The organism is Lonsdalea iberica (assembly GCF_002111585.1).
Lineage (GTDB): Bacteria > Pseudomonadota > Gammaproteobacteria > Enterobacterales > Enterobacteriaceae > Lonsdalea > Lonsdalea iberica.
This window is the reverse complement of the sequence record NZ_LUTP01000003.1, coordinates 12060-26650: the sequence shown is the minus strand read 5'-3', so window position 1 is coordinate 26650 and position 14591 is coordinate 12060. Positions and strand designations below refer to the sequence as shown.

11 protein-coding genes and 1 pseudogene are annotated in these 14591 nt (G+C 55.4%); 8 read left to right on the top strand and 4 right to left on the bottom strand.

What is annotated here, in order from left to right; all coding sequences use genetic code 11:
- Window positions 1-58 precede the first annotated feature (58 nt).
- Window positions 59-2904: pseudogene (uvrA, locus tag AU511_RS01545) on the bottom strand (excinuclease ABC subunit UvrA).
- A gap of 234 nt (window positions 2905-3138) precedes the next feature.
- Between uvrA and ssb1 the strand changes: the two are divergent.
- The gene (gene ssb1 / locus AU511_RS01540; RefSeq protein ID WP_094100823.1) at window positions 3139-3684 is read left to right on the top strand and encodes a single-stranded DNA-binding protein SSB1; all 546 of its coding nucleotides are present in this window, start codon (window positions 3139-3141) and stop codon (window positions 3682-3684) included.
- A gap of 342 nt (window positions 3685-4026) precedes the next feature.
- Here the strand turns inward: ssb1 and AU511_RS01535 are convergent, their stop codons facing one another.
- Window positions 4027-4539 (bottom strand): hypothetical protein, encoded by a 513-nt coding sequence (locus AU511_RS01535; RefSeq protein WP_094108552.1) that lies wholly within the window; start codon window positions 4537-4539, stop codon window positions 4027-4029.
- Between the two features lie 19 nt (window positions 4540-4558).
- Between AU511_RS01535 and AU511_RS01530 the strand changes: the two genes are divergently transcribed.
- The 7 genes from AU511_RS01530 (at window position 4559) to AU511_RS01495 (ending at window position 11295) form a co-directional block, all read left to right on the top strand.
- Window positions 4559-4792, top strand: a complete 234-nt coding sequence (locus AU511_RS01530; protein ID WP_094108551.1) for a hypothetical protein — start codon at window positions 4559-4561, stop codon at window positions 4790-4792.
- Between the two features lie 983 nt (window positions 4793-5775).
- On the top strand, window positions 5776-6531 hold the full coding sequence (locus tag AU511_RS01520) for a GH12 family glycosyl hydrolase domain-containing protein (protein ID WP_240503738.1): 756 nt from the start codon (window positions 5776-5778) through the stop codon (window positions 6529-6531).
- Window positions 6532-6723: 192 nt separating this feature from the next.
- Entirely contained in the window at window positions 6724-8133 is a 1410-nt protein-coding gene (gene dalD, locus AU511_RS01515; protein ID WP_094108548.1) for a D-arabinitol 4-dehydrogenase, read from the top strand.
- Between the two features lies 1 nt (window position 8134).
- Window positions 8135-8551 carry a SemiSWEET family sugar transporter gene (locus tag AU511_RS01510; RefSeq protein WP_094100819.1) on the top strand — a complete coding sequence of 139 codons (417 nt, stop codon included), beginning with the start codon at window positions 8135-8137 and terminating at the stop codon, window positions 8549-8551.
- Window positions 8552-8840: 289 nt separating this feature from the next.
- On the top strand, window positions 8841-9536 hold the full coding sequence (locus AU511_RS01505) for a metal ABC transporter ATP-binding protein (protein WP_100059632.1): 696 nt from the start codon (window positions 8841-8843) through the stop codon (window positions 9534-9536).
- Window positions 9533-10387: a metal ABC transporter permease gene (locus AU511_RS01500; protein ID WP_100059631.1), complete on the top strand. Its 855-nt coding sequence runs from the start codon at window positions 9533-9535 to the stop codon at window positions 10385-10387. The genes AU511_RS01505 and AU511_RS01500 overlap by 4 nt, the downstream gene beginning before the upstream one ends.
- A gap of 29 nt (window positions 10388-10416) precedes the next feature.
- Complete coding sequence (locus tag AU511_RS01495; RefSeq protein WP_094108547.1) at window positions 10417-11295, top strand: metal ABC transporter substrate-binding protein; 879 nt, start codon at window positions 10417-10419, stop codon at window positions 11293-11295.
- Window positions 11296-11372: 77 nt separating this feature from the next.
- Here AU511_RS01495 and yacL read toward each other — a convergent pair whose 3' ends face one another.
- Together yacL and acnB are read right to left on the bottom strand one after the other, a co-directional pair.
- Window positions 11373-11735, bottom strand: coding sequence for a protein YacL (gene yacL, locus AU511_RS01490; RefSeq protein ID WP_094100817.1), 363 nt, complete (start codon window positions 11733-11735; stop codon window positions 11373-11375).
- Between the two features lie 240 nt (window positions 11736-11975).
- Window positions 11976-14573, bottom strand: coding sequence for a bifunctional aconitate hydratase 2/2-methylisocitrate dehydratase (gene acnB, locus AU511_RS01485; RefSeq protein WP_094108616.1), 2598 nt, complete (start codon window positions 14571-14573; stop codon window positions 11976-11978).
- Window positions 14574-14591: the final 18 nt, after the last annotated feature.

Genomic DNA, 14591 nt, shown 5'->3' with positions numbered 1-14591 from the left:
CCTTTTAGGTTACGGACAGGTTTGTCCGCGCGGGCTATTGTCCACGCGGACCCACGGGTCAGACGACGCGCGTTGTATCTCGCGCCAGTAGCGGTTTGAGGAAGCGTGCAGTGTGCGAAGCCTCGCACTCCGCAACGGTTTCCGGCGTACCGCTGACCAGAATTTCGCCGCCACCGCTGCCGCCCTCCGGCCCCAAATCCACAATCCAGTCGGCCGTTTTAATCACATCCAGATTATGTTCGATGACGACAATGGTATTGCCCTGATTGCGCAGCTGATGCAGCACGGTCAGCAACTGCTGGATATCAGCGAAATGCAGCCCGGTGGTCGGTTCATCCAGAATGTAGAGCGTCTGGCCGGTGCCGCGCTTGGACAGTTCGCGCGCCAGCTTGACGCGCTGCGCCTCGCCGCCCGACAGCGTCGTGGCCGACTGCCCCAAACGGATATAGGACAAACCGACGTCGATCAACGTTTGCAGCTTACGCGCCAGCGCCGGAATGGCGTCGAAGAACTCGCGAGCATCCTCAATCGTCATATCCAGTACTTCGTGAATGCTTTTGCCTTTGTATTTGATTTCCAGCGTTTCACGATTGTAGCGATGGCCCTTGCACTGGTCGCACGGTACGTAGATATCCGGCAGGAAGTGCATCTCAACCTTGATGACGCCGTCGCCCTGACATGCCTCACAGCGTCCGCCGCGCACGTTGAAGCTGAAACGACCGGGGTTGTAACCGCGGGTGCGTGATTCCGGCACGCCGGCGAACAGCTCGCGGATTGGCGTAAACACGCCCGTATAGGTCGCCGGGTTAGAGCGAGGCGTACGGCCGATGGGGCTTTGATCGATATCGATCACTTTGTCGAAGTGATCCAGCCCCTGGATATCGCGATACGGCGCGGATTCAGCGATGGTGGCGCCATTCAACTGCCGCTGAGCCAGCGGGAACAGCGTATCGTTGATCAGCGTAGACTTGCCCGAACCGGACACCCCGGTGATGCAGGTAAACAATCCTACCGGCAGCGTCAGCGTCACATCTTTGAGGTTGTTGCCTTTGGCGCCGATCAATTTCAGTACCTTGGTGGGGTCGGCCGGTACGCGTTCAGCCGGCACCTCAATTTTTCGCTGACCGCTGAGGAACTGCCCGGTCAGGGATTCGGGAACGGCCATAATCTGGTCGACGGTGCCCTCGGCGATCACCTCGCCGCCATGCACCCCGGCGCCGGACCGATATCAATCACGTGATCGGCGGCGCGGATCGCATCCTCATCATGCTCAACCACGATCACCGTATTGCCGAGGTCGCGCAGGTGGATCAACGTTTCCAACAGACGTTCGTTGTCCCGTTGATGCAGACCGATGGACGGCTCGTCCAGCACGTACATTACGCCGACCAGCCCCGCGCCGATCTGGCTCGCCAGCCGGATACGCTGCGCCTCGCCGCCGGACAGCGTTTCCGCCGAGCGGGAAAGCGACAGATAATTCAGACCCACGTTCACCAGGAAGCGCAGCCGATCGCCGATTTCTTTCAACACTTTTTCGGCAATCTTCGCCCGCTGACCGCTCAGCTCAATATTCTGGAAAAAACTCAGCGCCTGACCGATGCTCATGTCGGAAATGTGCGGCAGCGTGGTCTCGGCCACGTAGACATGGCGAGCCTCTTCGCGCAGGCGGGTACCGTGGCAGCTGGCGCAGGAGCGGTTGCTGATAAACTTCGCCAGCTCTTCGCGCACCGCCGTTGATTCCGTTTCTTTATAGCGACGCTCCATATTGTGCAGCACCCCTTCGAACGGGTGTCGTCGCACCGAAGTATCGCCGCGGTCGTTAATGTATTTGAATTCGATGTTCTGTTTGCCGGAACCGTACAGCACGACCTTTTGAACGTCCGCGCTCAGGCTGTTGAACGGTGCGTCGACATCAAACTCGTAGTGTTCCGCCAGCGATCGCAACATCTGGAAGTAGTAAAAATTGCGGCGATCCCATCCGCGAATCGCCCCGCCCGCCAGAGAGAGTTCCTGGTTTTGGATGACGCGGGACGGATCGAAAAATTGTTGCACGCCTAACCCATCGCAAGTCGGGCACGCGCCGGCGGGGTTATTGAAGGAGAACATGCGCGGTTCCATCTCATGCATGCTGTAGCCGCAGATTGGACAGGCAAAGTTGGCGGAGAACAGCAGTTCGGCCACACTGCTGTCATCCATGTCGGCAACAACGGCGCTGCCGCCGGACAGCTCCAGCGCGGTTTCGAACGACTCCGCCAACCGCTGGGCCAGATCGCTGCGGACCTTGAAGCGGTCAACGACGACCTCGATGGTGTGCTTCTTATGCAGCTCCAGCTTCGGCGGATCGGACAGATCGCACACCTCGCCGTCGATTCGGGCGCGGATGTAACCCTGCGTCGCCAGATTCTCCAGCGTTTTGGTATGCTCGCCCTTGCGATCTTTTACGATCGGCGCCAGCAGCATCAGCCGCTTGTCTTCCGGCTGCGCCAGCACGTTATCCACCATCTGACTCACGGTCTGCGCATCCAGCGGAACGTTGTGTTCCGGACAGCGCGGCTCACCGACGCGGGCATACAGCAGGCGCAGGTAGTCATGAATTTCAGTGATGGTGCCGACGGTCGAACGCGGGTTATGCGACGTCGACTTCTGTTCAATGGAAATGGCCGGCGACAACCCTTCGATATGATCGACGTCCGGTTTTTCCATCAGGGACAAAAACTGCCGGGCATACGCTGACAGAGATTCTACGTAACGTCGCTGCCCCTCGGCGTAGAGGGTGTCAAAAGCCAGCGATGACTTTCCGGATCCGGATAATCCCGTGACCACAATCAGCTTATCGCGAGGGATTATCAGATTGATATTCTTGAGATTATGAGTACGGGCACCACGAACTTCGATATTATCCATTCACATACTTCCCGTCATTGACGCTGTTTTGCATCCCTCACACAGAGAGAAATCCAGTACGAAACCAATGATTATGGCATAAATAAAACTGAATGGATAACCAGTGGTGGTTGTCAATTAACCGCGTAAAGGAAAAAATTATGCGGCGCGCATCGCGAGTATTATAAGGCGGTGTAGCATGCTAGAATTCATCGTTTAGACTATTTAAAAATTGATCCATCAGGAGACACCCACATGGCCAGCAGAGGCGTTAATAAAGTCATTCTTCTCGGGAATCTCGGACAAGACCCGGAAGTTCGTTACATGCCGAATGGCGGCGCAGTAGCCAACATTACCCTGGCCACGTCCGAAAGCTGGCGCGATAAGCAAACCGGCGAGCAGAAAGAAAAAACCGAGTGGCACCGCGTTGTGCTGTTCGGCAAACTGGCTGAAGTCGCCGGAGAATACCTGCGCAAGGGTTCTCAGGTTTATATCGAAGGCCAGCTGCAGACGCGTAAATGGCAGGATCAAAGCGGCACCGACCGTTACACGACGGAAGTCGTCGTCAATATCGGCGGCACCATGCAGATGCTCGGCGGCCGTTCAGGCGGCGGCGCACCGGCGGGCGCGCCTGCAGGCGGCAACAACCAGCAGCAGGGCGGCTGGGGTCAGCCTCAGCAGCCGCAGGCGAACAACCAGTTCAGTGGCGGCGGACAGGCAGCGCGCCCGCAGCAGAATACCGCTCCGGCAGCGCCGAACAATGAACCGCCGATGGATTTCGACGACGATATCCCGTTCTGATTTGAACCCGACTCATTCGTTAAAAAATCCACTAAAAAAACCCCGAGATATCGGGGTTTTTTATTGCGTGGAGTTTAGAAAATTATTTACCGGTCGGCATCACCGAAAACACCTAGATGCCGCCTGATAGGCGATAAGAATACTCATTCAGGCAAATAGACTCCGCGCCTTTTGCGTTGGCCACCTCCACCACAATCAATACTATCGGTCATTTGACCTGAATGTGAAACAGCCAGCAGAATATCTCCCGGCTACTTTAGCGATGCGCTCATTAGCTATTTATGGCTGCCGCTGATCGCATAAGGAAATACACTCAATTTTAGTGGATTGTGATTGAAATCCTCATAGACGACGCCAAAACCCCCACAGCCCGCGAGAATGATTTTCGCCCCTTACGGGGAAGGTGATCGACAGCGGTGCAACGGTTTCTATGACACGACGATCTATCGCTTCCAAACTGTCTTGTAAGGAAACAATAGAATTGAATGATGTGATCTCAATGACTTTATTAGTATAAAGATCCGCATCATGTATAACGGGGATTTCGATAATCTCTTCTAAATTAACCTCTTTCTTAGCAACACTCATTTTTAAGATCGTGAAATATGGTAAACCCGGTGATTTATAAACATTGGTAATACCGGCAACGCTGCCATTCAGGTCGGGGGAAATATCAGAAATAGACATCGTCTCCAGGTTATCATCGATAAATAAGACAATCGCTCGATCTTTCTTTTCCAATTCCGGGGTCAACGTTTGAGAAAATAAAAAATCACGAAAACCAGGACTGCCTAAAAATCTAATACGGGCTATATCGGCCTGACCATATTCATGACCGGCGATGACGTCGAGCAAGCCTGGGGGCTGCCCTTTTATGCCGTACGCGGTATCGGTTATCTCCTATTCGCCTACTCCTTCCTTATGTGGAAAAACGACAATACGCCCGGCCATCGACGCACTGCTTTACTTTTCGCTCGGCGCTGGCGGCGAATTAGGCATCTATGCAGGGTTGTATATTCTGAGTGCTGTACTGACGCCCTTCCTGAAAACACCGGATGAGCTTGCTCTCCGCTCAGCAGTGAAAAAAAACAGCCTGATGCTGACGTAGTTATGTGTCTATAAGGTGCCTAAGTCATCACCAGACATTTTTTATCTCTGATAGACCAATTCGTTTCTTTGAGGAAACAATATTTCAACGGTAAAACCCCGCCGATATGACTATTTTTGACACTGATGAACACTTGATTAATATACCAATCATTAACTTCATAATAGATGAATACCGAAAAGCTCAATGTGTATATTTTAAAAAGAACTAAAAACAACCACCAATAGTTCAAGATAACGATTCCATTAAACATTAAAATAAAAAGACAAGAATTAAAATCCTCCCAATCGCCTCAATCAACTTACTGAATTTACTGACATTACTTCTTTCAGAATCTTATGATTATTAAGAACAGAAGCAATAAATTGGTCTTTTTCATTGAAGAACCGTTTATTTTTGCCCATAATCAAATGGCAGTTAAACAACACAATGAAAGATCAAAAAAGGCACACCGATTGGTGAAAAATATGCTCAAAATGATGTCGATGAGAACAATCTTATTATTTAACTCGTGGTCAGCTTGCAATAAACCCCTTGTAAAACTTGTTTTTTATTTTAGGAAACGAGGTCAAGAAAGTCAGTCAGATTGCTAATGTTAGATATTAAGGTCATTCATAAACCAGGAAAATGACAATATAGCGTATCTATATCATATCAATGATGTGGCAAGTAAGTTTATCAATAGAACAAGAAAACAACAATTTTAGCAACTGGTCTTTTTACACCCAAACCAAGCCATGAAACTTAACAAATAAGCGATACATCAAGTTATTCAGGAATAATATAGGAATAACTTTATTCATCACAGCACGACCGTCTTTACTCGAATAATTGAGTTTTTATTATTTTATTTAATACCGAGTCATTAAATACGCCAGCCCCCTATTCGTGAACGAAACGGAATCGACGAAAAAACCGGCTAACGACGACAATCAGCGTTAACAGGTCATATTTATTTTAGGTATAAAACAAGGAGCATGTTTATGAAAAAGACAGTGGGTTTTGCCTCTATTGCCATGGCGGTGATCATGGCGAACGGCGGCGCGTTAGCGGCGTCATCCTCTGGCGATAATGCCAAACTTTATCTACCGAGCGGCATCGATTATGTCTACAACAATACTTGGGGAAAAAGCGCAGTGCCTAACGGGCAGCAAGCCATTTATGTCAACAACGCGAAGGATATGGGATGGTCATGGTCGTGGCCCAGCGACGCCAACTCGGTGAAAGGCTACCCCTCCATCGTGCATGGCTGGCACTGGACGACAGGATACGGGACCAATACCGGACTGCCGGTCCGCCTTTCCGAAAACAAAAACATCAATACCAGCGCGGCCTGGTCTTTCTCTAACGCAACGGGCATGTACAACGTCGCTTACGATATCTGGTTCCACTCAGACAATAATGCAAACTGGTGGTCAACCCCGACCGATGAGCTGATGATCTGGATGAACAGCACCAATGCGATACCAGCCGGTTCTTATGTTAATACCGTCACGATAGGCGGTATCCCCTGGGATCTGTACAAAGGCTACGGCAGCGGCTGGAATATTTACTCCTTTGTAATCAAAAGCAATCAGACTGCCGCGAACCTCGATATCAAGAACTTTACGGATTATCTGGTCAACGCTAAGCAGTGGATGAGCAACACCAAGTACCTTAGCAGCATCGAATTTGGCACTGAATTGTATAAAGGTTCAGGGACCTTTAGAGTCTCTAAATGGAGCGTAAACATCCAGTAATTCCCCCAGCCGACGAGTCGGGCGGAAACGCCGACACTCCCCTTGGGATGATCGTCTCCCTTCGACCGTCGGCTTGCCCCCTTCCATCCGAAAAAACATCAATACATTGATAATTAGCATATTTTTATTATGTTGCAAAAAGTGCTAACCTTAATATCGGATAAATTATCTCCAATGGAGTAAGGAAAGGGTTTGGCTATATCAACTACAGATTCCTCTAACTGGCTTCATCTGGGTGCAAGTGCGTTCTTCCGATCGCATCAGGCCTGGTACCTTAACCAGCTGCGAAAGCAGGGCAACGAGCGATGGCACATGGCGCTATCCAACATCCGCAATAGCTCAACACAAAAAACGCTTCAGCAGCTCAAATCTCAGAAAGGTCTCTACACGCTGGAAACCATTTCCCCTGACGGCGAACATACCTACGAGACCATAGACGCAGTCGATCAAATCATTCTTTGGGATAGCCAATTGGCCTCCACGGTGGCTGTAGGCGCCGCTCCCGAGACAAAAATTATTTCTTTCACCGTTACCGAGGGAGGTTACTTCCTGGACGACGATGGCCACCTCGATCTGACGCACCCCGCAGTGCAGGCCGATCTTCGCGATGAAGGTGAAATAAATACTTTATATGGCGCATTGACGCTGATTTTGACCGCCCGTCAACAACAGCAAAGCGGACCGGTGACTTTACTGTGCTGCGACAACCTGCTTCAAAATGGCGATAGCTTCTCGCAGGGGCTGCGTGAATTTCTGGTCGCCAAGGAACGGCAGGATCTGGTTAAGTGGATGGAAGACAACACCTCCGCCCCCAACAGCATGGTCGACCGGATTACACCGAAATTTGACGAAGCGCTCTATGCCCGTCTGGAAAAGCAGGGCATCACCGACGATGCGGCTCCGCTTTCCGCCGAACGTTTCGCTCGCTGGGTGATCGAAGATCATTTCGTGAGCGAACGTCCGCCGCTGGAAGAAGTCGGCGTCGAATTCGTCGAGGACGTCACGACGGTCGAAGAGGCGAAAATCCGCCTGCTGAACGCCAGCCACAGCGGCATCGCCTGGGCCGGCGCTTTGCTGGACAAACGCTACATCGATGAAAGTCTGACGCCGCAGGTCACGAAGTGGGTACGCGAATACGTCATCAAGGACGTGCTGCCCGCCCTTCGCAGCCGCGGCATAACTCACGTGCAGGAAGAAGAGTGCGAAAGCGTTCTGGCGCGCTTCGGCAACCGCGGCGTCCGCGATACCGTTGCTCGCGTCTCTTCAGACAGCATCGCCAAACTGCATGGCTTTATCGTACCGACGCTAAAGGACCGGTATCGTCAGAATGAAGTCCCGCGAGCGACGCTGCGACTGCCCGCGCTGTTTTTCCTCTTTATGCAGCAGCATCATGCTGGCGAACTGCCCTTCAGCTATGAAGACCGCGCCATCGACAGCGTCGACTTTGATGCGATTTTCAGCGCCGCAGATCCGCTGACCGCGTTCTCACGACACCCGGCGCTGTTTGGATCATTACGCCATCACGAAGCATTAGCTGACCATCTGAGCTCCGCCGTTGAAGAAGTTCGCGAGGCGCTACAGCCGGTGAGTGAAGGAGCATAATATGAAGAAGAACATCACGATTGTTGCAGGAACGATGGCGGCCGCCGCGGTCGCGATAGTCACCCTTTATCGCTGGCCGATGGCGCTGGGCGGCCTTGCCGCCTGGGTGACCACCGGCTCTTTTTTCCTGCAGGTGCTGCACATTATCCGCAATAAAGACACGACCGGGATCTCACTTGGAATGTACGCCGCCTTATTCTTCGGCGTCACGTCGTGGACGGCCTACGGCTTCAACGTACAGGATATTCCCGTCATGACGGCCAACGGCATTACCGCCTTTCTGGCGTTGATCGTTATCGTGCTGAAGCTCTATCACGAACGCGAAGTCAAACCCTCGCGCCGCCGCACCATCAAGGTGACACCGATGCCGTCGCGTCGCCGCATTCCGGTCGCCGATCCGCTCAACAAACAGCTGTAACCCCTCGGGACGCCGCGCAAGGCGTCCGTCGATGCGTTCAGGCCCGCCGCTCTCATGAGCGCGGGCCTGAAAACCTTTTATTCCCCCTGTATCGCCGCGCAAAGACTCATTGAAAAACTTTTTTACGTCTGTAACAGTGCGGCCCTCATTTGTTATGTTATAACATAGTTAACTTCAAGGGGGAGCACATGCAGAGTCTATATTCCTTTTCCACGCAGACCCGCGTCGTCATCGCCGCGCTGGTACTCACCCTGCTGTGGGGACTGATTTCCTGGGCGGTCACGTTAGCATGATCACGTTGCACCACCTCACTTACGGGTATTACCGGCAGGCGCCGCTCGGTAGGCTTGACGGCCGCTTCGAGCCCGGTTCACTTACCGCCATCATCGGCCCCAACGGCAGCGGAAAATCGACGCTGTTAAAAACGCTGGCCGGGTTAATGCCGCCGCTGTCCGGCTGCGTCTGCCTCGCGCCGGAGGTCACCCGACCGATAGGCTATTTACCGCAGTTGTCCGAGTTCGACCGTCAGTTTCCCATTAGCGTCGACGATCTGGTGCTGATGGGATGCGTGCCGGACTCCGGCCTGTTCGGACGCCTGACGCCCGCGCTGCGTCGACAGGCACGGGAGGCCCTGGGCACCGTGGGCATGAGCGACGTCGAACACGTTCACATCGGTCGGCTATCCGGCGGTCAGCTCCAGCGCGTGCTGTTCGCGCGGCTGCTGGTGATGCGCTCCCCGATTATTTTGCTCGACGAACCGTTCACCGGCATCGATGCCGAGACGGTCCGCATGCTGTGGCAGGTCATCCGCCAGCTCCATGAAGAGGGCCGCACCCTGCTGGCGGTGTTGCACGATCTGGAGCAGGTCGAGCAGCACTTCCCCCGCGTCGTGATGCTCAACGACGACGGTCCCCGCTGGGGCGACTGCCGTGAACTGCTGCCGCCTCAGCATGTCCCCATGCCCCCGCTGAGGAGAGTGCTGTGACCTTCATTCATCTGCTGGCTCAGCCGTTCGCCGACTTCGGATTCATGCGCCGGGCGCTGGTCGGCTGTTTCGCGCTGACGCTCGGGGCCGCGCCGCTGGGCTGTTTTCTGCTGCTGCGGCGGATGAGCCTGATCGGCGATGCGTTGTCCCACGCCGTCCTGCCAGGCGTCGCCATCGGCTATCTAATCTCCGGCATGTCGCTCGTGGCGATGGGAATTGGCGGCTTCGTCGCCGGGCTGGCGGTCGCCATGATGTCCGGGCTGGTCAGCCGCCGCACCGAACTCAAGGAGGATGCCAGCTTCGCCGGTTTTTACCTTGGGTCGCTGGCGCTGGGTGTCACGCTCGTCTCGCTGCGCGGCTCCAGCATCGACCTGCTGCATGTGCTGTTCGGCTCAATTTTGGCGATCGACGCTCCGGCGCTGTTGACCATCGGCGCCGTCAGCTCCGCATCCGTGCTGACGCTGGCGATAATCTATCGCCCCTTGCTCATAGAGTCGTTTGACGTCACCTTCATGCGCATGCTGTCGGGGCGCGCCCGAGCCGCAATCCACGGTCTGTTTTTATCGCTGGTGGTGCTCAATTTGGTGGCGGGATTCCAGCTGCTCGGCACGCTGATGGCCGTCGGCATGATGATGCTCCCTGCCGCCTGCGCACGCTTCTGGACCCAGCGCCTCAGCATGATGCTGGCGCTATCGGTCGTGCTCGGCTGCATCGCCAGCCTGATTGGGCTGCTGTGGTCGTACTACGCCGACCTACCGGCCGGGCCGGCGGTGATTCTGACCGCCACCCTTATTTTCTGCATTTCCGTATTTTTTGGCTCCAACGGCGGCATGTTACGTGCGCGCCGTTGATGACTGCGTCATACACGAGGGGAAAACAATTGAAACGTTCAACGTTAATAATAGTGCTGTCCAGCTTTCTGATGAGTCCGTTGACGATGGCGAAAAATCTTGACGTCGTCGCAAGCTTTTCCGTGTTGGGAGATATGGTCAAGCAGGTAGGCGGCGAACATGTACACGTCACCGATTTGGTGGGACCGAACGGCGACCCGCATGAATTCGAGCCATCACCGAAAGACAGCAAAACGCTGGCGAAGGCGGATCTGGTCTTCGTTAGCGGACTGGGACTGGAAGGCTGGCTCGACCGCCTCATCACCGCTTCCGGCTACAAGGGCGAGGTGATAACCGCGTCACAGGGCGTCGCGCCGTTGACTATGGTCGAAGAGGGAAAAACGGCCACCGATCCTCATGCCTGGAACAGCATGGCGAACGGGATCATCTATGCGCGCAACATCCTGAATGCGCTGATTAAGGCCGATCCGGACAACACGCAAGAGTATCGCCAGCGCGGCGAGCGCTATATCCAGCAGCTGCAACAGCTGGACGACAACGCCAGAAAGATCTTCGCCGCCATCCCGCAAGATAAACGCAGGGTGCTCACCAGTCACGACGCCTTCGGTTACTTCGCCGCGGCCTATGGTGTGAAATTCCTGGCGCCGCTGGGCTATTCGACCGAAGCGGAGGCCAGTAGCAAAGGAGTGGCCGCGCTAATCACTCAGATCAAGCAAACGCACGTGAAGAGCTACTTTATCGAAAACCAGACCGATCCCCGTCTGGTGAAACAGATCGCCAATGCCAGCGGCGCGGAGCCGGGCGGCGAACTGTATCCGGAAGCGCTGACGGACGCGACGGGTCCGGCAGCCACCTACACGGCGGCCTTCAGCCATAACGTCGCTGCGATGGCGGCCAGCATGCGTTAACGTACGCGGAGGGAGGGAGCGCTCAGACAGGCTCCCCACGGGATCAAGAGATGAGAGGAGTGAGTGCAACGCGTGATTTACCGCGTTTGGATAAATTGCCGGTATTTCGTAAGAAGCGCGAGGAAATCCACCAGCCCGCACAGAGACAGGCTCTCTTCATCGTAGTAGCTCATTCCCTCTTCCATTTCATCGCAGGTTAACGAGAGCTGATTAGCGCGGATGATGACCTCTTCTTCATCCAGCAGCAGGGAGTATTCATGGCCCTGCAACTGCCACTGACGTTCGCTGCCGACCACCGAGCGCGCCCCGGCTTCTACCTCATCCAGCACCGACAGCTGACCGTTGACTTCCTCATTCAGCCAGTGCCCTACCGCCTCATGTCCCATCGACATACGCACGATGACCACCCCGGTGACATCCCGCAAAAATTCATAGTCCATCCCGTCGCTCCTGTGAATAAGCTTGTTATCCGCGTCATCATCACCGTTCGCGCCGCTGCTCCGCCATCCCTGCTTTTCAACCACGTTCTGGCCTATACCCGACCGACGCTGAGGAAAGCGTCCGTCTCTTGTTCATACAGGGTTATGCGCTGGCAACGGCGGCCCATGATGACGAAAGGGGCCGAGGCCCCTTATGCGACGCGCACTATAGCGCTTACATCGCGATTTTACATCCGCGAATTACACGGCGGTTTGGAAGATCACCCCATCCGCTTTTTCCGTGTACTGAGACAGTTGATCAAAGTTGAGATAGCGATAGGTATCCAGCGCCGTTTTGTCGACCTGCGCCATGTAAGTCTGATACTCCTCCGGCGTCGGCAAGCGTCCCAACAAGGCGGCGATCGCCGCCATTTCGGCGGAGGCCAGATAGACGTCGGCGCCGTCGCCCAGGCGGTTCGGGAAGTTACGCGTGGAGGTGGAGACCACCGTCGCGCCGTCCGCCACGCGGGCCTGGTTCCCCATACACAGCGAGCACCCTGGAATTTCTACCCTAGCACCACTCTTGCCAAAGACGCTGTAATAGCCCTCTTCCGTCAGTTGAGCCGCGTCCATTTTAGTCGGCGGCGCCATCCACAGGCGCGTTGGCAGCTGGCCTTTATGCTGCTCCAGCAGCTTGCCGGCGGCGCGGAAGTGCCCGATGTTGGTCATACAGGAACCGATGAACACCTCGTCGATTTTGCTGTTCGCCACGGAAGACAGCAGCCGAGCATCGTCCGGATCGTTCGGCGCGCACAGGATCGGCTCGGTGACGTCGGCCAGATCGATCTCGATAACCGCGGCGTACTCGGCATCCTTATCCGCTTCCAACAGCTGCGGATCCGCCAGCCATTTTTCCATCCCCTGAACGCGGCGTTCCAGCGTACGGCGATCGCCATAGCCTTCCGAGATCATCCATTTCAGCAGCACGATGTTGGAGTTGAGATACTCGACGATCGGTGCCTGATCCAACTTGATGGTGCAACCGGCCGCCGACCGCTCCGCCGAGGCGTCAGCCAGTTCGAACGCCTGCTCTACTTTCAGCTCCGGCAGCCCTTCGATCTCCAGAATCCGGCCGGAGAAAATGTTCTTTTTGCCTTTCTTCTCAACGGTCAGCAGCCCCTGCTGAATTGCGTAATACGGGATGGCGTGGACCAGATCGCGCAGCGTAATGCCCGGCTGCATCTGGCCCTTAAAGCGCACCAGCACGGACTCCGGCATATCCAGCGGCATCACCCCCGTCGCGGCGGCAAATGCCACCAGACCAGAACCTGCCGGGAAGGAAATGCCAATCGGAAAACGGGTGTGCGAGTCGCCGCCAGTGCCGACCGTATCCGGCAGCAACATGCGATTGAGCCAGGAGTGAATAATGCCGTCGCCCGGACGCAGCGAAACGCCGCCGCGGTTCATGATGAAATCCGGCAACGAGTGATGCGTCTGCACGTCCACCGGTTTCGGGTACGCAGCGGTATGGCAGAACGACTGCATCACCAAATCGGCGGAGAAGCCGAGGCAGGCGAGGTCCTTTAGCTCATCGCGAGTCATCGGGCCGGTGGTATCCTGCGATCCAACGGAGGTCATCTTTGGCTCGCAGTACTGTCCGGGACGAATACCCACCACGCCGCAGGCCCGCCCAACCATCTTCTGAGCCAGCGAGAATCCCTTGTCGCTGTCGGCGACATCTTTGGCGATACGGAAAACATCGCTGTGCGGCAGTCCGAGCGCTTCGCGGGCTTTCGTGGTCAGTCCGCGACCGATGATCAGCGGAATACGGCCGCCGGCGCGCACTTCATCCAGCAGCACGTCGGTTTTCAGCTCAAAGGTCGCCAGCAGTTCGTCATCGTCGTGGCGGCGCACCTCACCTTTGTACGGGTAGATATCAATGACGTCGCCCATGTTTAAGTTGGAGACATCGACTTCGACCGGCAACGCGCCCGCATCCTCCATCGTGTTGAAGAAGATAGGGGCGATTTTCCCGCCCAGCACCACGCCGCCGCCGCGTTTGTTCGGCACATAGGGAATGTCGTCGCCCATGAACCACAGCACCGAGTTGGTGGCGGATTTGCGCGAAGACCCCGTCCCTACGACGTCGCCGACATAGGCTAACGGGAACCCTTTCTTATTTAGAGCGTCGATCTGAGCAATCGGACCGACCACGCCCGGCTGATCCGGTTCAATCCCTTCGCGGGCGTTTTTCAGCATCGCCAACGCATGCAGTGGAATATCCGGGCGCGACCACGCGTCCGGCGCTGGCGACAGGTCGTCGGTGTTGGTTTCGCCAGTCACTTTGAATACGGTCACGGTGATTTTTTCAGCCAGCGCGGGGCGGGAAAGGAACCAGTCCGCGTCCGCCCAGGCCTGCAACACCTGCTGCGCATGGGGATTGCCCGCCTTGGCTTTCTCTTCCACGTCATAGAAGTTGTCGAACATTAACAGCGTGTGCGACAAGGCTTTGGCCGCGATGGGGGCCAAAGCCCCATTATCCAGTGCGTTGATCAACGGGTGAATGTTGTAACCGCCCTGCATGGTGCCCAGCAGCTCGACGGCTTTTTCGGGGGAAATCAATGGGGACGTCGCCTCACCGGTGGTGATCGCCGCGAGGAAACCGGCCTTGACGTAGGCGGCCTCATCTACCCCCGGCGGCACGCGGTTGACCAGCAAATCGACCAGAAACTCCTCGTCTCCGGCAGGCGGCTGTTTCAACAAATCCACCAAACCCGCCATTTGGGAAGCCTCTAACGGCTTGGGGACGATCCCTTGCGCAGCCCGCTCGGCTACGTGCTTACGATAGTCTTCTAGCACGACATTTTCCTCGCTCTC

What these genes read in the sequence shown, in the direction of transcription:
- AU511_RS01510 (WP_094100819.1), top strand. Translation starts at nt 8,135, where the DNA reads ATGAAGAAGAACATCACGATTGTTGCAGGAACGATGGCGGCCGCCGCG.
- yacL (WP_094100817.1), bottom strand. Translation starts at nt 11,735, where the DNA reads ATGGACTATGAATTTTTGCGGGATGTCACCGGGGTGGTCATCGTGCGT.
- ssb1 (WP_094100823.1), top strand. Translation starts at nt 3,139, where the DNA reads ATGGCCAGCAGAGGCGTTAATAAAGTCATTCTTCTCGGGAATCTCGGA.
- AU511_RS01520 (WP_240503738.1), top strand. Translation starts at nt 5,776, where the DNA reads ATGAAAAAGACAGTGGGTTTTGCCTCTATTGCCATGGCGGTGATCATG.
- AU511_RS01505 (WP_100059632.1), top strand. Translation starts at nt 8,841, where the DNA reads ATGATCACGTTGCACCACCTCACTTACGGGTATTACCGGCAGGCGCCG.
- AU511_RS01530 (WP_094108551.1), top strand. Translation starts at nt 4,559, where the DNA reads ATGCCGTACGCGGTATCGGTTATCTCCTATTCGCCTACTCCTTCCTTA.